This window comes from Streptomyces tatrensis, assembly GCF_049310065.1.
Lineage (GTDB): Bacteria > Actinomycetota > Actinomycetes > Streptomycetales > Streptomycetaceae > Streptomyces.
This window is the reverse complement of sequence record NZ_JBMDLB010000011.1, coordinates 2,223,447-2,242,544: the sequence shown is the minus strand read 5'-3', so window position 1 is coordinate 2,242,544 and position 19,098 is coordinate 2,223,447. Positions and strand designations below refer to the sequence as shown.

Annotated in this window: 13 protein-coding genes and 1 pseudogene; 6 read left to right on the top strand and 8 right to left on the bottom strand. The window is 71.6% G+C overall.

Going from position 1 to position 19,098, the window contains the following annotated elements; all coding sequences use genetic code 11:
* Positions 1-252: 252 nt before the first annotated feature.
* Positions 253-1,245, bottom strand: coding sequence for a helix-turn-helix transcriptional regulator (locus tag ACODT5_RS25870; RefSeq protein ID WP_422521629.1), 993 nt, complete (start codon positions 1,243-1,245; stop codon positions 253-255).
* A 207-nt stretch (positions 1,246-1,452) separates the two neighbouring features.
* Between ACODT5_RS25870 and ACODT5_RS25865 the strand changes: the two genes are divergently transcribed.
* Positions 1,453-2,622 (top strand): acyl-CoA dehydrogenase family protein, encoded by a 1,170-nt coding sequence (locus ACODT5_RS25865; protein WP_422521628.1) that lies wholly within the window; start codon positions 1,453-1,455, stop codon positions 2,620-2,622.
* A gap of 93 nt (positions 2,623-2,715) precedes the next feature.
* Here the strand turns inward: ACODT5_RS25865 and ACODT5_RS25860 are convergent, their stop codons facing one another.
* Entirely contained in the window at positions 2,716-3,168 is a 453-nt protein-coding gene (locus ACODT5_RS25860; protein WP_243340959.1) for a cell division protein SepF, read from the bottom strand.
* A 283-nt stretch (positions 3,169-3,451) separates the two neighbouring features.
* Between ACODT5_RS25860 and ACODT5_RS25855 the strand changes: the two genes are divergently transcribed.
* From ACODT5_RS25855 to ACODT5_RS25835, 5 genes and pseudogenes are all read left to right on the top strand, one after another.
* The gene (locus ACODT5_RS25855; RefSeq protein ID WP_422521627.1) at positions 3,452-4,627 is read left to right on the top strand and encodes a DUF5685 family protein; all 1,176 of its coding nucleotides are present in this window, start codon (positions 3,452-3,454) and stop codon (positions 4,625-4,627) included.
* Positions 4,628-5,024: 397 nt separating this feature from the next.
* Positions 5,025-5,906, top strand: a complete 882-nt coding sequence (locus tag ACODT5_RS25850; RefSeq protein WP_422521626.1) for a S1 family peptidase — start codon at positions 5,025-5,027, stop codon at positions 5,904-5,906.
* A gap of 146 nt (positions 5,907-6,052) precedes the next feature.
* Positions 6,053-6,933 (top strand): annotated as a pseudogene (locus ACODT5_RS25845) (DUF1684 domain-containing protein).
* Positions 6,934-7,131: 198 nt separating this feature from the next.
* Positions 7,132-7,956 carry a S1 family peptidase gene (locus ACODT5_RS25840; RefSeq protein ID WP_422525035.1) on the top strand — a complete coding sequence of 275 codons (825 nt, stop codon included), beginning with the start codon at positions 7,132-7,134 and terminating at the stop codon, positions 7,954-7,956.
* Between the two features lie 116 nt (positions 7,957-8,072).
* The gene (locus tag ACODT5_RS25835; protein ID WP_422521625.1) at positions 8,073-8,552 is read left to right on the top strand and encodes a hypothetical protein; all 480 of its coding nucleotides are present in this window, start codon (positions 8,073-8,075) and stop codon (positions 8,550-8,552) included.
* A gap of 71 nt (positions 8,553-8,623) precedes the next feature.
* On the opposite strand, the gene ACODT5_RS25830 is transcribed toward ACODT5_RS25835, so the two are convergent.
* From ACODT5_RS25830 to fxsA, 6 genes are all read right to left on the bottom strand, one after another.
* The gene (locus tag ACODT5_RS25830; RefSeq protein WP_422521624.1) at positions 8,624-9,520 is read right to left on the bottom strand and encodes a DUF4231 domain-containing protein; all 897 of its coding nucleotides are present in this window, start codon (positions 9,518-9,520) and stop codon (positions 8,624-8,626) included.
* Positions 9,521-9,615: 95 nt separating this feature from the next.
* Positions 9,616-13,632 (bottom strand): FxSxx-COOH system tetratricopeptide repeat protein, encoded by a 4,017-nt coding sequence (gene fxsT / locus ACODT5_RS25825; protein ID WP_422521623.1) that lies wholly within the window; start codon positions 13,630-13,632, stop codon positions 9,616-9,618.
* A complete protein-coding gene (locus ACODT5_RS25820) occupies positions 13,616-15,070 on the bottom strand; it encodes a TIR-like protein FxsC (protein ID WP_422525034.1) in 1,455 nt (484 codons plus the stop codon). The genes fxsT and ACODT5_RS25820 overlap by 17 nt, the downstream gene beginning before the upstream one ends.
* Positions 15,071-15,113: 43 nt before the next feature.
* Positions 15,114-15,923, bottom strand: a complete 810-nt coding sequence (locus tag ACODT5_RS25815; RefSeq protein ID WP_422521622.1) for an AAC(3) family N-acetyltransferase — start codon at positions 15,921-15,923, stop codon at positions 15,114-15,116.
* A gap of 337 nt (positions 15,924-16,260) precedes the next feature.
* Complete coding sequence (gene fxsBH, locus ACODT5_RS25810) at positions 16,261-18,561, bottom strand: radical SAM/SPASM protein FxsBH, inactivated beta-hydroxylase extension form (RefSeq protein WP_422521621.1); 2,301 nt, start codon at positions 18,559-18,561, stop codon at positions 16,261-16,263.
* 29 nt (positions 18,562-18,590) lie between these two features.
* On the bottom strand, positions 18,591-18,755 hold the full coding sequence (gene fxsA, locus ACODT5_RS25805) for an FxSxx-COOH cyclophane-containing RiPP peptide (RefSeq protein ID WP_254384685.1): 165 nt from the start codon (positions 18,753-18,755) through the stop codon (positions 18,591-18,593).
* Positions 18,756-19,098 lie beyond the last annotated feature (343 nt).

Here is a 19,098-nt window from a genome sequence, read left to right as displayed (position 1 = left end):
ACGACCGGGGCCCGCCGTGGCGCGTTCGGGGCGGGGGTGGCCGCGAAAGGCCCGGAACGTCAGCGATGCGCCCGGACGTTCCTCCATACCGGGTCACGCTTGTGTCACGGATTGTCGACAGTCTCCCACTGGGGAGTTTGTCTGGACCTTTTATTTCCCGTCCCGCGACACGCCCGGGGTGAATTCTGTTTCGAATTCCCCCGGAACTCCCCGGAATTGTGGTCGGATCGGGCCCCGGCCCCCTCCGCTTCCTTACAAATCCTTCACTTCTCCGGCCGCTTCGCGCGGTTCCAGAGACCTGCCGAGCCGATCTCGAGCGGCTCGGATCCGGTCCGTCAGTTCGGCCGGTTCGACGACCTCGAACTCACACCCGATCAGCATGATGTGAATGACGAGGACATCGAGGTTGACCGCCCCGGTGCGCAGGATGCAGCTCTGCTCGTCGAGCGGCTCCAGGGTCCCGTCGGCCGGTCCGACGATCCGCGCCGCCTCCTGCTCGGACACCCGCAGCCGGATGACCGCGCGGGTCGCGTACACCCGCTGGGAGATGCCCCGGGAGACGTACGCGGCGAGGTCCTCGGCGGGCGGCGGGCGCGGGGTGAAGCGCGGTCCGTGCGGGGGCCTGGGCTCGATGCGGTCCACCCGGAAGGTCCGCCAGTCCTCCCGCTCCAGGTCCCAGGCGACGAGGTACCAGCGGCGCTCGCTGCACACCAGCCGGTGCGGTTCGACGGTCCTGCGGGTGACGGTGCCCCCGTGGTCCCGGTATCCGAAGCGCAGCCGCTCCGCGTCGCGGCAGACTCCGGCGAGCTCGGTGAGCACGGAGGAGTCGACCGCGGACGCGCCCGCCCTGCGGAACATGGGCACGGTGAACTCGTTCAGCGCGGACACCCGGGCCCGCAGCCGCGACGGCAGCACCTGCTCCAGCTTCGCCAGCGCCCGTACGGAGGCCTCGCCGATGCCCTCCACGCCGTTCCCGGCGGCCGTCCGCAGCCCCACGGCCACGGCGACGGCCTCGTCGTCGTCGAGCAGCAGCGGCGGCAGCTCGGCCCCGGCCCCCAACTGGTACCCGCCGCCGGTGCCCGGACTGGCGTTCACGGGGTAACCGAGCTCCCGCAGCCGGTCCACGTCCCGGCGCACGGTCCGCGGCGTCACGCCGAGCCGGCCGGCCAGGTCGGCCCCGGTCCATTCCCGGTGGGCCTGCAACAGGGACAACAGGCGCAGCAGTCGCGCGGAAGTATCAAGCATGTCCGCAGTCTGCCCGCAGGGCCGGGGGCAGCAGGACCGGGCCACGGGGCAGGGTCGCAGAGCAGGGCCACAAGACAGGGCCACAAAACAGGGCCACAGGCCAGGGCCACAGGACGGGGGTCACATCCGAAGCGGGTGGACCGCGGACCGGCGGGGCGACAAACTTGCGGCGCTAGGTTTTGTGATCCCGGTCTGCCAGGAGGCGCAGTGTCCTTCGTTCCCACCGACCCGCTCGGGCTCGACGAACTCCTCACGCCCGAGGACCTCGCGATCCGTGACACGGTCCGCGGCTGGGCCGCCGACCGGGTCCTGCCGCACATCGCCGAGTGGTACGAGAACGGCGAGCTGCCCGGGATCCGGGAGATCGCCAAGGAGCTCGGCGCCCTCGGGGCGCTCGGCATGTCGCTCGAGGGATACGGCTGCGCGGGCGCGAGCGCCGTCCAGTACGGGCTCGCCTGCCTGGAGCTGGAGGCCGCCGACTCCGGGATCCGCTCCCTGGTCTCCGTACAGGGCTCCCTCGCGATGTACGCGATCTGGAAGTACGGCTCCGAGGACCAGAAGCAGCGGTGGCTGCCCGGCATGGCCGCCGGAGAGCTCATCGGCTGCTTCGGGCTGACCGAGCCGGACGTCGGTTCGGATCCCGGTGCGATGCGCACCCACGCCAAGCGGGACGGCTCGGACTGGGTGCTGAACGGCCGCAAGATGTGGATCACCAACGGCTCGGTGGCCGCCGTCGCCGTCGTTTGGGCGCAGACCGAGGAGGGGATCCGCGGGTTCGCCGTCCCCACGGACAGCGCCGGCTTCTCCGCCCCGGAGATCAAGCACAAGTGGTCCCTGCGCGCCTCGGTGACCAGCGAGCTGATCCTGGACGACGTACGGCTGCCCGCCGACGCGGTGCTTCCGGGCGTCACCGGACTCAAGGGGCCGCTCGGCTGTCTCAGCCACGCGCGGTACGGGATCGTCTGGGGATCCATGGGCGCGGCGCGCGCCAGCTTCGAGTCGGCGCTGGACTACGCGAAGACGCGCGAGCAGTTCGGCAGGCCCATCGGAGGCTTCCAGCTCACGCAGGCCAAGCTCGCGGACATGGCGCTGGAACTCCACAAGGGGATCCTGCTCGCCCACCACCTGGGCCGGCGGATGGACGCGGGAACCCTGAGGCCGGAGCAGATCAGCTTCGGCAAGCTCAACAACGTCCGCGAGGCCATCGAGATCTGTCGCACCGCGCGGACGATCCTCGGTGCCAACGGGATCTCCCTCGAATACCCCGTCATGCGGCACGCCACCAACCTCGAATCGGTCCTCACCTACGAGGGCACCGTCGAGATGCACCAGCTCGTGCTGGGCAAGGCGCTCACCGGGCTCGACGCCTTCCGCTAGGCCGGAGTACGGCCACTGGATGCCGGGAGGGCCGGAAGGAACCGGGGGCGGCCGGTGAGGTCCCCCAGCTAACGCTGGGAGGTGCCCCCGGGCTCAGCTCTGGTTGAAGAAGTCGCGCGAGCGGCCGCCGGGCTCGCCGCTCACGATCTGGGTGTCGGCCGGGGTCAGCAGGAAGACCCTGGTCGCCACCCGCTCGATCGAACCGCGCAGGCCGAAGGTCAGACCGGCCGCGAAGTCGACCACGCGCTTCGCGTCGCCCGGGTCCATCGAGGAGAGGTTCACGATGACCGGGACACCGTCGCGGAACAGCTCGCCGATGCCGCGGGCGTCGCGGAAACCGTCCGGGGTGACCGTCGCGATGCGGCGGCCCTGATCGACGGCGGACTCCGACGCCACCTTGACGCGCGGGTCCGTGACCCACTGCTCGCCGGGGCCGACCACCGAACCCCCCTGCGGGGCCTCCGCGTAGTCGTCGTCGTAGTAACGCTCGTCGTCGCTGTCCTCTACGAGACCCAGCCAGGCACTCGCCTTGCGCACCGAACCCATGGACGCCTCCTTTCATCGCGGTCAGTTCTGTCTTCTCTTCCGCGTCCCTATCGTCGTCCATGATGCTGACAACGCGCCAAGTGGATAGTCGCCGCGCAGGGGTTTCGTGACGGTACTGGTGCAGAACATCCGTTGCACGGTCAAGGATCCCGGCGGGTACCGCTGCTGACTGAGTGAAAATACGACCAGTGCGGCCGTACGGGTGAGCGATGGGGACGTACGGGTGACGCGCGGTCTCGCTACGATGCCCGTCGAGCACGCGCAAGCACACGGGGGAATCGTTTTGTTCGGCATCGTCAGACCATGCACGCACCGCCTCGGGGAACGGCTCAAGACGGAGTGGATGGCCCATCTCTGCGGGCTGTGCCTGGCACTTCGGGGTGACCACGGCCAGTTCGCGAGGATCGTGACCAACTACGACGGGCTGCTCGTCTCTGTTCTGACGGAGGCTCAGTCCGGACCCGCCCCGGGCTCCCGGCGCACCGCCGGGCCCTGTCCACTGCGCGGGATGCGCACCGCCGCGGTGGCCAACGGCGAGGGTGCGCGGCTCGCCGCCGCCGTCTCGCTCGTCCTGGCCTCCGCGAAGGTGCGCGACCACGTGGCCGACCGGGACGGCCTGTTGGCCCGCGCCCCGATCGCCCTCGCGGCACGCCGCGTGGCCCGGGGCTGGGACCGGGCGGGGGCCCGTACCGGAGCCTCGCTCGGCTTCGACACGGCCGTGCTCGTCGACGCCGTGGACCGGCAGACGGGCATCGAGACCCTGGCCGGAGCGGGCACGCCGGTGCTCGTGGTGACCGAGCCGACCGAGACCGCCACGGCCGCCGCCTTCGCCCATACCGCGACCCTCGCCGGGCGGCCAGGCAACGCCCCCGCCCTCGCCGAGGCCGGACGCTATTTCGGGCGGCTCGCGCACCTGCTCGACGCCGTCGAGGACCAGGCGGCGGACGCGGCGGCGGGCGCGTGGAACCCGCTGACCGCCACCGGGACCCCCCGCGCCGAGGCCCGCAGGCTGTGCGACGACGCCCTGCGGGGCATCCGGCTGGCGCTCGGGGAGGTGGAGTTCGCCGACGCGGGGCTGGCCCACCGGCTGCTCGTGCACGAGCTGCGCACCTCGGTGGACCGGGCCTTCGGGACCGCGGGCTGCTCCCACACGTCCCCCACGGCGGCGGACCCGGCGCCCGGGGGCTCCTTCCAGGTCCCCGAGGGCTCTTTCGGCCCGCCCCCCGTGGGCTTCGGCCCGCCGCCGGCGCCCCCGCGCAAGCCGCGCCGCGACCTGCTGCCGGGCTGCGCGGTGGCCCTGGGGCTGTTCTGCACCTGCCAGCTGTGCTGCACGGACCACGAGGGTCCGTGGTCCCGCAAGAAGAGGGACGCGTGGTGCAACAACTGCGACTGCGGTCCGAACTGCAACGGTGACTGCGGATGCGGCGACTGCTGCTGCTGTCCCTGTGACGGCTGCTGAGGACGTTCGGGCTCCGCTTCTGCTCCGTTTCTGCTTCGGTTTGTCTCCGGTTCTGCTGCGGTTCGGCTACAGGTTTGGCACGGGCTTGGTTCGACTCTGCGTACCGACGATCCGGCAGGGCGATTTCCGGCCGTTCGAGGAGTCGGTGTGCAGGGGACGGCGAAACGATCTGGCCTGCGGCAAGGGTGTGTGTCGGTCGAGGCTGTCGACCGGGAACGAACAGTGGCGCAAAGTCGCCCTTGCCCCGCGGGTCCAGTGCCAGAAAACCTTCGATAGCATTTACGGGGTTTGTCAGGGGCACGGCGAAAGATGATCTATCGGCCGTGGTTCCTGCTGCCCGCACAAGCTCGGGCACCGCACCTGCCCTGGGCTTCGATTCCCTTCGGGAGGACAATAAGTGACGATCAAGCGCATCTTCCGTTCCAGGCTCTTCGCAGCGGCCGTCGGCCTGACCGCCGTGGCCACCCTCGCGGGTCCCGCGTCGGCGTCCGAGACCGCGAACGGCGGCAGCGTCAATGCCGAGACCCTCGCCGCGGTGGAGGCCTCGCTCCTGCGGGCCGACGTCGTCGGCACCGCGTGGGGTACCGACCCCAACACGGGTGCCTTCGTGGTCACCGCGGACTCCACGGTCTCGGCCGCGAGCATAGAGAAGATCAAGAAGGAGGCCGGGGCGAACGCCTCGGCGCTGCGCATCGAGCGCACCCACGGCAAGCTGTCGAAGCTGGTGTCCGGTGGCTCCGGCATCTGGACCTCGGGCTGGCGCTGCTCCGCGGGCTTCAACGTCCGCAAGGGCACCACGTACTACATCCTGACCGCGGGCCACTGCACCGAGGGCACCACCAACTGGTACGCCAACTCGACGGGGACCACCTGGATCGGCACGAAGCGGGGCTCCAGCTTCCCGGTCAACGACTACGGTCTGGTCCGCTACGACAACAAGTCGCTCTCGCACCCGGGCAAGGTGGGCAGCCAGGACATCACCAGCGCGGCCAGCGCCACCGTCGGCATGTCCGTCAAGCGGCGCGGCTACACCACCGGTACCCACAGCGGCAAGGTGACCGGCCTGGGCTGGACCGTGAACTACGAAGAAGGCTCCGTCTCCGGGATGATCAAGACCAACGTCTGCGCCGAGGGCGGCGACAGCGGCGGTCCGCTCTACTCGGGCACCCGCGCCATCGGCCTCACCTCCGGCGGTAGCGGCGACTGCACCATGGGCGGCACCACCTTCTTCCAGCCCGTCAAGGAAGCGCTCAGCCGCTACGGCGTGAGCGTCTACTAAACGCACGCGCACACGCACCCCGCTTCATCCCTGGACCTCCTCCCGCTCGCCGGGGGGAGGTCCTGTGCGTTCGGGGATGCGTGCGTTCGTGGCGCTTTGCGGCCCTTCCGGTTTCGGGCCGGGCCGGTGTGGAAGGGTAGATCGGCATGAGCGCTGACGCATCCGACACCGGCGAAACCGATGCCACCGACGACCCGGAGGATCCGGCCGCGGCCTGGAAGCGGTGGCACGAGCACCGGGTGGCCACCGTGTCCGCCCCCTACGGGCCGCTCGCACCGACCGGCACGCTCCCCCAGACTCCGTCCGGGGGGACCCCCGGGCTCGCCGACTACCCGGAAGGTCGAATTCCGGCCGTTCCGGGGCACTGGCGGGCCACCCCCGGCGGCGTGACCCTGACCGCCGGGCCCGAGGACGGGATCACCCTGGACGGCGAACCCCTCGCCGGCGCCGCCGTCCTCGCCGCCGACGGGTCCCCGCCCTCGCACTCCCGGCTCGGCGCCGGGGAGGCGCGGCTCGTCGTGATCCGGCGCGAAGGGGAATGGGTGGCACGGGTGTTCGACCCGGCGGCACCGGGCCGCGCGGCCTTCACCGGGATCGAGGCCACCCCGTACGACCCGGCGCGTACGCGGTGCCCGGGCGGTCCTCCCCGTACGGGGAGGACCGGACGGTCCAGGTCGAGAACGTCGACGGGCGCACGCGCGGGCTCGGCCTGGGCGGTGAGCTGGGCTTCGACTTCGCGGGGGCCCGGCACGCGCTGCGGGTCGCGGTGGACGAGGAGGACGGCAGTCTCTGGGCGGTCGTCGGCGATGCCACCGGCGGCCGTTCCAGCTACCGCTTCCGCTTCCTCAGGCCCGGAATCCCGGCCGCCGACGGCTCGATCACCGTGGACCTCAACCGGGTCCAGCTGCCTCCCTGTGCCTTCGCGGACCACTTCGTGTGCCCCTTCCCCCCGCCCGGCAACACCCTGCCCTTCGAGATCGCGGCGGGGGAGCGGCGGCTGAAAGGCGCCCTTGCTAGCGGTATCTGACACCAGGAGACTCCCGTCAGCGTCTCTCGGGGCTTGTCAGGGGCACGTCGAACGGCATCCCGTCCGCCGTGCCCCCGGCCGCCCTCCACGGGCTCCGGCACCACCCCACCCCGCCGGGCCTCCGACCCCCACTCGGGAGGACGACAAGTGACGATCAAGCGCATCATCCGCTCCAGGCTCTTCGCCGTGGCCACCGGCATGGCCGCCGTGGCCGCCCTCGCGGCCCCCACGGCCGCGCACGCCGACGGCGGGTTCAGCGCCGACCGGCTCGCCTCCGCCGGCGCCTCGGTCCTGCGCGCCGACGTGGCCGGCACCGCCTGGCACACCGACCCCGCCACCGGCACCCTCGTGGTCACCGCCGACTCCACCGTCTCGGCGGCCTCCATCGCCAAGATCCGCAGCGCGGCCGGAGCGGACGCGGCCGCCCTGCGCATCGAGCGCACCCCCGGCAAGCTGACGAAGCTGCTCAGCGGCGGCGACGCCAAGTACGCGACCAGCTGGCGCTGTTCGGTCGGCTTCAACGTCCGCAGCGGAAGCACCTACTACGTCCTCACCGCCGGCCACTGCACCGACGGCGCGGGCACCTGGTGGACCAACTCCGCCCGGACCACCGTCATCGGCGCGACGGTGGGCTCCAGCTTCCCGAACAACGACTACGGACTCATCCGCTACGACAACGCCTCCCTCGCCCACCCCGGCACCGTCGGCAGCCAGGACATCACCAGCGCCGTCAACGCCACCACCGGCATGTCCGTCACCCGGCGCGGCTCCACCACCGGCACCCACAGCGGCTCGGTGACCGGGCTCAACGCCACCGTCAACTACGGCGGCGGCGACGTCGTCTACGGGATGATCCGGACCAACGTCTGCGCCGAGCCCGGCGACAGCGGCGGCCCGCTCTACTCGGGCACCCGCGCGGTCGGCCTCACCTCCGGCGGCAGCGGCAACTGCTCCTCGGGCGGCACCACGTTCTTCCAGCCCGTCGTCGAGGCGCTCAACGCGTACGGCGTGAGCGTGTACTAGGCCCTGCCCGGGCCCGCGGCACGGACCCGTGCGCCCCCTCCGGACCCCTGGACGTCCTCCCGCCTTCTGGGAGGATGTCCAGGGCGTTCGTGTTCACGGGGGGAGCGGGTTTCTGCATGAAGCGAATCGGCGTGACCGGGCACCGGTCGATTCCGGACGAGCTGCTCGGCCATGTGGAGGAGGGCCTGCGGGCCGTCCTGGGGGGCCACGAGGGGCCGTTGGAGGCCCTCTCCAGCCTCGCCGAGGGGGCGGACCAGCTGTTCGCCGCCATCGCGCTGGAATACGGCGCCGACCTCACCGTGGTCATCCCCAGCGGGGACTACGAGGAGGGCTTCGGGGACACCGGATCGCTGGACCGGTACCTGGGGCTCAAGCGCCGGGCCGCCCAGGAGGTCCGGATGGACTTCGCCCGCTCCACCGACGAGGCCTACTACGCGGCCGGCACCTACATCGCCGATTCCTGCGACCGCCTCGTCGCCGTCTGGGACGGCCTGCCCGCCCGCGGACACGGCGGGACCGCCGAGATCGTCGCCTACGCCCGCGCGCTCGGGAAGCCCGTCACCGTGATCTGGCGGGAGGGCGTGACCCGGGACTGAGGCCACGCCCGCCCGGCTGCTCAACCGCTGTGTGGTCTGAACTGCTGCGCGGTCTCAACTACTGCGCGGTCTCAACTACTGTGCCGGGCCAGCCAGTCCGTGTGCTGCGGGGACACGTACCGCTCGGTCTCGTAGACCGCGGTCGGCCACTGCGTCTCGGTGATCGTCGTCTGCATCACGACCATCATCGCGGAGAGGTCCTGCTCGATCAGGGTGTGCGCCTCGATCAGCGGGTGGTGGCGCCGCACCTCGTTCCAGGCGATCCCGGCCGTCGCCGCCGCGCTCAGCAGCCCGGTCAGCGCCGGCCCCGGACCCGAACCGAAGGCCCCGAAGAGGGCGAACAACAGCGCCAGCAGGGTCAGCAGCACGATCGACCACGACCACAGGGCCGTCGCCCGCCGGGACACCTCCGTCTTGCGCTGGTACCAGTTGCGCTGCTCGATCAGCCGGTCACGGACGTACGTCTCCCTGCGGACCTGGTAGTCCAGACCCCGCAGCCGGAACATCGCGCCGGTGATCTCCCCGCCCTGCGGCACCAGCCCGGCGGTCCGCGGATCCTCCCAGCCCATCTTCCGCAGCTCGTTCAGGCCCGCCTCCAGCCGGGTCCGGTACGTCTCCTCGACGCCCGGGACCTCACTGCCGAAGGGCGCGCCGTGGACGGCGTACCGCCAGGCCAGCGATTTGATGAACTCCGCGGCGCTGCGGTTGAGCTGCCACTGCGGGCGGGCCCGGCGCCGGGTGGCCCGTACGCCCACGCCCAGCACCCCGGCGTAGGCGAGCACGCTGAGGAGCCCGGACACGTAAGCGGAGCCGAGCCTCGGCCCCGCGGGGAGCGCGGCGATCACGGCGGCCACGACGAGCAGCATCAGCTGGGCGCGGGTGGCCTGGGTGGACTCCCGCTGCCGGGAGATCGCCGCCTGGTCGGTGTGGTGGAAGAGGGCCGGCAGGTCCTCGTTGCGAAAGGTCATGCTGTCACTCACAGCGAACCCCCCAGTCTGCTGGTTCTGCGTCTGTCGGGAGGGGAGGTGCGGGGGCGGCTCCCGGCGGGAGCCGCCCCCGCGGATCACACCGCCAGCGGCTCCAGGTCCCGGTGGACCCGGCGCTCGTCGCGGGCGTACCGCGTCAGCCCGTGGTCCTCGCCGAGCAGCCGCGTCAGCTCGGCCACCGTCTCGGCGCGGACCCGGTTCGCCTCCTCCTTGCGGCCCATCATGTCCAGGCTGACCGCCATGTTGGAGGCGCTCGCCAGGGTCTCCGGGTGGTGTACGCCCAGCGCCTCGCGCAGCCGCATCACCGCGAGCCGCTCCAGCTCCAGGGCGCCCTCCGGATCGCCCAGGTCGGCCCGGGCGTTGGCCAGGTTGAGGTTGGCGAAGATGGTGTGCGGGTGGTTGTCGCCCAGCACCTCGCGCATGTGGTGGATGGTCTGGCGCAGCATCGAGTCGGCCGTCTCCGCCGCCCCCGTGCCCCAGTGGAACACCGCGAGGTTGTTGACCGCGGCCAGGGTGTACGGGTGCCGCTCGCCCGGCACTTTGACGTACTCGTCCACCACCTCCTGGGCCAGGTCCCGCGCCCCGCCCGGGTCCCCGGTCGCGAACAGGTCCGCGGCCAGGTTGAGTTCGCAGGCCAGGAGGTCGGGGTTGACCGAGGTGTACTTGGCCCGGTACCGGTTGCGGGTCGCGGTCGTCAGCCGCAGCGCGTCCTCCACGTCGCCCGCCCTGCGCAGCGAGACGGCCAGGTTCTTGGCCGCCGACAGGGTGCCGGGGAAGGCCCGCCCCAGGGTCCGCTTGTAGATCTCGTACGTCCGGCTCAGCAACTGCACCGAGTCGTCGTACCGGCCGACCTCGCGCAGGTCGCGCGCCAGGTTCTGCGCCGAGGACAGGGTGTACGGGTGGTCCGTGCCCAGCACCTCGGTGCGCCGGTCGAAGACCTCCTGGTCGATCTCCCTGGCCCGCGCGTACTGCCCGATCATGCGCAGGTTCAGCGCCAGGTTGTTCGCGGCGGCCAGGGTGCGCGGGTGGGCCTCGTGGAAGATCTGCCCGAAGCCCTCGTGCGCGGCGTTGGCCAGTTCCATCGCCTCGCCGTACCGGCCCAGCGCCCCCAGGTCCATCGCCAGACCGCTGGTGGTCATGTACGTGTGCGGGTGCGAGACGCCCAGCGCCGCCTGCTGGCGCTCCAGCGTGCCCTCGTCCAGCTCCATCGCCTCCACGAACCGGCCCTGCGAGCGCAGGATGTTGGAGAGGTGGAAGCGCAGGTACAGGTACTGGAGGTCGTCGCCGCCCAGGGTCTCGCGCCAGGTCTCGCGCAGCTCCTCGCCCAGCGCGTACGCCGCCTTGAAGTCGCCGCGCTTCCAGAGGTACCGCACGCGGTCGATCAGCAGCCGGCGGGTCTCCGGCTCCTTGCAGAACCGGGCCTCCGACGGAGTCAGGTGCGGCCAGATGGTGTTGAACCGCGGCCAGGTCTCCGGGTTGTCTATCGGCTCGTCGTCGTCCGGCCGGGCACCCGCCAGGATCCGGTGCACCGCGTGCCGGGCCTCGCGCTGCTCCTCCTCGGAGAGCTGCGCCCGGATCACGGCCTGCACCAGGCGGTGCACCTGGATGCTGTTGCTCACCTGGTCGACCTTGGCGAGCGCGAACCGGCCGATCTCCCGGATGACCCGGCCCAGGACGAGCTTCTCCTGGAGGGAGGAGTCGTACGGCTTGAGGGCGTCGATCATCTCCTTGCTGTAGAGCAGGTTCGCCGAGATCGGCTCGGGCGCGAAGAAGGCGCACAGCTGGAGCAGCCGCACGGCCGCGGGGGAGCGGGACTGCAGCCGCTCTATGGAGACGTTCCAGGTGGCGGCCACCGGCTCCGGGTAGCCGGGCGGCTGGTTCAGCGCCAGCACGCGGGCGGCCTGCTGGGCCAGCTGCTCGATGTACGCGGACACCGGGGTCGCGGTCTCCGCGATCCAGGCGCCCGCCTGCTCGACGGCCAGCGGCAGGTCACCGACGGCGACGGCCACTTGCTCGGCGTCGTCCTTGCTCAGCCCGGGGGCCCGGCGCTGGAGGTGCTCGATGGACTCCTCGCGCAGGAACACGTCCACCGGGAGGGCGTCGCCGTACTGGGACCAGGACTGGTTGCGGGAGGTGACCAGCACGTGTCCCGGGCCGCCCGGCGGGAAGTACCGCTTGAGCGTTTCGGGGTCGTCGGCGTTGTCGAAGACCAGCAGCCAGCGCGAGGAGGGAACTCCGCGCCGCAGCAGGTCGATCGCCTCCTGGGAGGCGGCCGACATGTCCTCGCCGGTCTGCGCGCCGAGGCGTACGGCCAGTTCCGCGAGGGCCGCGACCACGTCGTCGGTCTGCTCGGCGGAGATCCACCAGACCAGGTCGTAGTCGGCCATGAAGCGGTGGACGTACTCCAGCGCCACCTGGGTCTTGCCGACGCCGCCGAGCCCGAACAGGGTCTGCGGCTGCGGCAGCACCACGGATATGCCGCCGCCGAGCTGGTCGCGCATCCGCTCCAGCACGATGGAGCGGCCGGTGAAACCGGGGTTGCGGGGCGGCGCGTTCCAGATCTTCGGGACCGTCCCCGGGAAGCGGGGGCCGGGCGCGGAGGCGCTGGCGACCGTGTCGGGCAGCGCCATCGGCCGCTCCACCGCGCGCAGCAGCGCGGTCGTGGCGTGCACCTCGTCGAGGCGGAACAGGTCCACCGGATTGCGGTCGATGTACGGGGTGGACAGGCGTACGTCGCCCACCCGCAGCGGCACCAGCTGGCGCCGGCCCCCGGTCGGGTCCTCGGCTGCGGCCCGCTCCCACACGTCCACCGCGCGGGCGGACTTGAGGTAGGCGCTGGAGAGCAGCACCACGGTCCGCGCGGCGGTGTCGACGCTGATCCCGGTACCGCCCAGGGTGTCCCCGCCGGCGGTGGCCGGGACCCGTTCGGCGGAGACGTCCCGGGGGACGACCCGGAAGCCGGCCCGGGTGAGCACCGATTCGATCCAGTCGGCCCACATGCGGTTCTCGGCGACGTAGGAGAGGAAGAGGTCCGCGGGCAGGGCGGGGCGGCGCCGGGTGAAGGCGTCCCGGATGCGCAGGCGCACCTCCTCGCCGATGGCCGGCATCGAGGTGACGTCGCCCTCGGTGACGACGGCGGTGAGCCGTTCGAAGGCGGAGAGCAGGGAGTTGGTGAGCCCGGCCTCGTCCCCGAAGGTGGCCAGGGTCTCCTCGTAGGCGTAGTAGGGGCGGTACGGGATCTCCACCGCTCCCCAGTAGGAGGTGAGGTCGTCCCCGATCAGGCCGTTGGGGAAGCGGTCGAACTTGATCCGGGCCAGGGCGCGCCCGGCGTCGGCCTTCTCCTTCTCGCCCTCGTCGATGCGCATCGGGACCGGGTAGATCTTGATGCCGCGGTCGTTGAACCGCTCGTCGATCTGCCGGGCCACGGAGGCCGCGCCGTCGATGGACTGGTCGGACAGGGTGAAGCAGTCGACCAGGACGTCGGGCAGGTGGACCGTGCAGATGTCGGCTATGTCGGAGAGGCCGGTGCGGCTGTCGATCAGGACGTAGTCGTAGTTCCGCTTCATGTCCGCCCGTAAGGCGTCGAAGAAGAGCCCGCCGCCGAGCCGGTCGTAGAAGTTGTCCCAGTCGAAGGTCGAGACGGTCGCCGAGTACTCGCGGTTCTGCCGGCCCGCCGAGACGAAGTCGAGGGTCCCGCCGTCGGGGAATTCCCAGCCGAGGGTCTCGGGGGTGAGCGAGACGGCGTGCGGCTGGATCCGCGCGTAGTCCTTGTGCCAGTCGTCGGCGCGCTGCACCGGGCTGGTGGCCGCCCACGCGTACTCGCTGATCAGGTCGATGACACCGGTGGTGGCGCCGAGGGTGGAGGGGTCCAGGAACGGGTGGAAGAAGCGGTGCAGGCCGGGAGCCTCCAGGTCCCAGTCCACGGCGAGGACCCGCTTGCCGTTGGCGGCGAGGATCCAGGCGGTGTTGGCCAGCGCCATCGTGCGGCCCGTGCCGCCCTTGTACGAGTAGAAGGTGACGATGCGTCCCTCGCGGTGCTCGTCACCGCCGCTGTGCCGGCTGTCATGGCTCTGGCTGTCACGACTCGATGTCATCCGCGTCCCCCCGGTCGTTGTCGTTGTTGTCATCCGGCCTGCCGGACCGGCTGAGCCCGCCGCCGAGCCCGCCGCCGGGCCCGCCGTGCCCGTCGCCCGTATCGCCCAGGGTGGGCGGGAAGGGGGCGGGCGGTGGGGCAGGAGGCCCGTTCATCCCCATCGGACCGAGCAGCCGGGGCCGTTCGGTGCCGGCCGCGGGGCTGCCGGCCGGCGGATAGACCTGGGCGTGTCTGAGGAACTGCTGGGCGGCGGCCTCCACCACCTGCGGCAGGATCTGCCCGAGCGTCTCCATGTTGGCCACCCCGTTGGCGGCGGCCCGGCAGGCGGCCCGGCCCTGGCTCATCTTGACGGGCATGGTGTCCTCGAGCCGGTGGGCCAACTCGCTCTCCTTCGCGCGGCTCTGGTGGTCGTACCGGTTCCACGGCACGACCACGTTGATCCACGGCCGGGACTCCTGGTCGAAGGCGGCCAGGCGCTGGCGGCGCTGCTCGTCCTCCACTGCCCAGCGGTCCACGATGAGGATCTCGGGCCGGGTCGGCGGCTGTTTGGAGTCGAAGTGGCCGGCCTCGTCGTCGAACGACCCCACCGTCGTCTGGTAGTTCAGGTTGCGGACCAGGTCCTCGGCCACGTAGGCGATGGGCCGCTGGGAGACCGGGTGGTACGGGTTCCAGTCCAGCGCGCTGTCCCCGTAGTACTCGGGGCTGCGGCCCTCGGGCAGATCGTGCCGGGAGGAGGCGGCCACGGTGACGTGCAGGGTGCGGGCGGTGCTGCTGGGGGCGCCGCTCGCGGAGCCGAAGGCGCTGGGCACCAGCCGGTAGTCGAGGGGCCGGATCGGATCGAGCCGGACGGTCTCGGCGACCCGGACGATCCGTTTGGCGAGTTCGTACACCGCGCTCTCGTACTGCTCGGCGTAACCCCGCAGTTTGATCAGTCCGTAGAGCCCGTCGGTGACGTACCGCTCGCCGAAGGTGTTGTGGTTGAACTGCAAGCGCTCTGCGGGAAGCGGCAGTTGGGAGGGCGGCACCGGCACCCATAACGCGGGCACGATGGCCTCGGCCGGCCGGTTGCTGAGCGCCACGTGGTGGATGGTGCGCTGCGCGAAGGCGAACCACTCCCTGCCGCACATTTCGCTGGCGAAGTAGCGCGGCGAGAAAAGGGGGACGAAGACCCGGCAGGTGGCGAGCGCCGCCCCGAGCCGTTCCGACCAGCCCTCACCGCTGCGTATCTCCCGGTCCATGAAGCCGGCCTCGGCTCCCGCGGGCAGATTCGTCAGCGCCATGACATGGCTGCAGAGATCGCGGAAAAGCCGCTCCACCCACATGTCCGGGTCCGGTCCTCCCGCCCCGAACCTCGGTGTATGCGCATAACTGAGAAAAAAGTACGGCTGCACTGATGCGGGCACACGACCCCCGTCCCGAAGATGCGAGCGAAGAAACATCATTCCGGAGCTGCTCCGCCACATCCCCTCATCGTTCAGTCAATCAGCGTCTATTTTCGGTCATCCATTCAAGCGCGTGATCGACGGCATGCGGAAGGGCGAAGAGCATGGTCGATGCTCCGCCGATCCGCCCCCGGCGAATCCCTTCTTCCGGGAACGCCCTGCCGATCTCGGCGAAATCGCTGTCATCCAGCGCGATGTCCTCGTACGCGGTCCACCCTTCCCCCTCGGACCCTTCGGGCTGCCGCCCCGGAAGGCCCGGTTGGTTCACCTTCACCACACACTCGTACATGCGCAAGGGGGGCTTCGGAATTCGATACTCCGCGAGATGGAAAGCGGTACAGACGGAAAATCCCACATTGATCATGAGTACCTCCCATCCCTTCCCGCACATCTTTCCCAGGGGTGATTCCTCACCCAAATGGCTGGTCAGCGGATGCCCCGCACACAGTTCCCGGGCCCCTTCCCCGACCGCGGCGAAAGAGGTCTGCGGATGCCCGCTGCGCACCGCTCCCGGGGCGGTGCGCACCGCCTCGGCGAGGACCCCCATGCCGTGGCTCGGGGTGCGCGCCGGGTCGAAGGCGGGCATCCGTGCGCGGAAGTCCCGTACGCCCTCCTCGGAGAGGCCCGCGATCCGGGCCCGGTGCGCGGTGGAGGTCTTGGAGTTCTGCGGGGTGAAGGCCGGCGCCGCGAGGGTGCCGCGCGGGCCCACGGCGGCGAGGAGGGCGCCCAGCAGCTCCTCGGCGCGCAGGCCGGTCCCGCCGAGCGAGGCGTGCACCAGGAGGCGCGTGCCGGGGCGGACGCCGAGCGCGTGGAGGGGCCCGTCGGCCCCGGAGTTCGAGGGGAGGGTCAAGCGTCCACCGCCTTCCGCAGGTTCTCGCGAGGAACCCCGGACGTCTTTGCCGGGGGAAGAAGCGCATCCATGACCCCGACGCGCCGCTGTATGGCTACACTTCTTCAAGGGCTGCGAGCGCGAAGGCACGAACCACACGCCGGTGGGGACACGGTTTTGCCGCCAGGACCAGCTCAACACAGATGTGGCTCGCCCATAGGCGAGTCTCGGCAACTCCCACCCCTCCGGGCGTGGGTAGCGGGGCGCAGTCAACCGCCCCAGAAACGGCGCAAGCCGGTTCCGGACGCGGGAGTCCACGCGGCAGCCTGTCGCGCGCCCTACCTGCAAGGCTGGGCCTTTAGGGCCGGGTCAAGTTGACTTCCCAGCGGAGCTGCTCCACGAGCCGCTTTCCGGTGCTCGTCAGCTCCGCCGCCCCCGACAGCCGGTCCAGCGCCCGGTTGATCCGGTCCAGCCCGCCCGGCTCCGCGGCGGCCGTCGCCCGCCGGTAGGCCTCCACGGCCACCCGCTCGTGGACGTCGGCCAGCAGCCGGGACACCGGGACCGGGCGCTCCCGCCACGGCGAGGGGTGCTGCCACTCCCCGTCCAGCGCGTACAGGTCGGCCACCTCGGTCAGTGCCTGGAGCCCGGCCCGCCGGCGCCCGGTCAGCAGCGCGAGCGCGGTCTCCGCCGTCCCGGCCGCGTACGGCACTCCGAGCGCGCCCGGACCGTGCCGCCCGGCCTCGCCCCAGCCGCCCGCCCGGGGGCCGCCCGCGAGCGGGGTCAGGGTGGTCAGCCCGGTGGCGGCCGCCCGCGCGAACTCGGGCACCGAGGCGTGCAGCAGCGCCCACGCCGCGTCGAGGCGCTCCCGCCACTCCGCGGCCTCCGCGGCGCCGAGCCGCAGCCGGGGCGGGCGGGCGAAGCAGTTGCGGTGCGGATCCAGGTCCTCCAGCGCCACCGGGGCCGCGTCCGGCCCCGGCGACCAGGTGCGTACGGGCTGCCAGCGCGCGTCACCCGCCGCCGGCCCGAAACGGTGCTCGGGGCGGCCCTCCTCGCGGACGGCGTACCCCCCGTCGGCGGCGGCGTGCAGCGTGGCCCGGCCCTCGGTGCCGGGCTCGCCCAGGCGCAGCAGGCCGAGCGTCGGCAGGTACACCTCGCCGTCCCGGTAGACGACCTCGGCGGGCAGGTCTAGCCCGCCGCGCAGGACGGCGGCGGCGGCCAGGGCGGTCAGCAGGCGGGCCGCCCGCGGGGCATCGGGGCGGCCCTGCGCGGCGGGGTCGAGGCAGGCCATCACCCAGGTCCGGGTGAAGGGGTGGGCCAGTACGGCGTCCAGCGCGTCCGCACCGGCCTCCCCGGCCCGCTCCACGGCGCCCAGCACCCGCCAGGCCCGCTCCCAGTCGGAATCACCCGTGCGGCGGTCGTTCAGGAGGGCGAGCAGGTCCCTGGTGAGCTGCTCCTGGGAGCCGGCCAGCTCGGCCGGGTCGGACAGTTCCGGCGCGCTCGCGCGGGCACTCGTACGGCCCTCCACACCGTCGACGAGCTCGCGCAGGTCGGTGCAGTAGACGGAGGGGTTGTCGAAGTCCCCGGCGGCTTCCGTGGCGGCCTCCCCGGCGGCTTCCGCGTCCGGGGCGGCCTTGTAGCGGTGCGTGTAGAGCCCGCCTCCGCACGAACGTACGACGGGGCACCGGCGGCACGTATCGCTGACGCCGGCCAGGCCCAGCTGCCGGGCGCGGACCCCGGGATGGGCCGCGACCAGGTCGAAGGCGTGGTCGAAGACGTTGAACCCGGTGGCGGCGGCTCCCTCGAAGGCGCTCTTCAGGGAGTCGACCTGTTCCAGGTTCCCGTCGGTTTCCACGACCACGAGGTCCGTGGGCGCGAGGCCGAGGGACTCGGTGAGGCTGGGGCCGCCGGCCAGGGTGGAGAACAGCGAGTCGAAGAGCCGCACGGGGACCGGGCGCCCGCGCTGCTCCCAGTGGTCGAAGATCCGCAGCAGCCAGCGCGCGTAGGCGTCGGGGGCCTCGTCGGGGCGGACCGGGGGCGTCTGCCAGGTGGCGTGCGGGAGGAGGAAGTCCACGCGCGGCGGGGCCAGTTCGACCAGGGCGTCGAGGACGGCCACGGGGTCGTTGGCCACGTCGATGGTGCAGAGCAGGCCCTGGTAGAGGTGGCGGTAGGGCTCGGTGCGCAGCAGGTCCACGGCGGCCAGGACCAGGGGGTGGCTGGTGCGTCCGTCGGCGAAGCGCCGGTGGCGGTCGTTGGCCGCGCGGTCCCCGTCGAGGGAGACGCTGACGCTGACGCCGAACTCCGCGAAGAGGTCCAGGTAACGGGGGCTGAGCTGCAGGCCGTTGGTGTGCATGCGCAGGTCGAGGGCGGCGACGCCGTCGAGGGCGCGGGTGAATTCCTCGCACACGAGCCGGAGGCGGGCGGGGCCCGCGAGAAGCGGTTCCCCTCCGTGAAGGATGACCGTGACGGAGGGGAGTGCGTGTGTCCTTGCGTGTTCTGCGAGACGCGACGCGGTCTGCGCGATCACCTCGGGGGAGATCACCTTGGGCCGGGCGCGCCAGCTCTGATCTGCGTGTTCGTAGACATAGCAATGGTCACAAGCGAGATCGCATCTGCTGTGAACTTTCAGGACGATCTCGCGAAAAGCGATCAGGCCGGTCATTCCACCAGTCTAGAGCGCTGATTTGGTCGTCAGAGTGCAGAGTTGAAGATGGGCGTCTGAACCTTTCGGCCGGATTCAGTCGGAAGGACGCGGCCCAGGGTCGCGGCGGCGCGCGCGCCGCGGACATCGATCCGGTCGAGCGGGACGCGGGTGGCCGTGACGGTGCTGGCCGGGTGGGTTGCGGAGGTGTTCATGACGCCGTCCTCGGGGAGGTCATGGGGAATGGGAGGGGTTGACATTGGCGAGGAGCCAGTGTCTGGCGCGGACTTTACCTCCCCCGCCACTGATCGGCGTGCCGAACTGCCCAGGTCGTTGTTACAGAGTGATGTCCTGTGCAGGGCCGATCGGGGGTCGGTGGTAAACATGATCGAATTCGCTCGGGGCAGGTATTCGCCCGTTTGCCTTACGGCAAGATCCTTTCCATTTGACGGCCTGTCGCGGCCCGTCGCCGCCCACCGCGGGCCGCCGGTCGTCACCCCGGACCGGCGCCGGCGGCGGGGCGGCGCTCCCGGCGCCGATCGGGCTGGTCAACTTCGC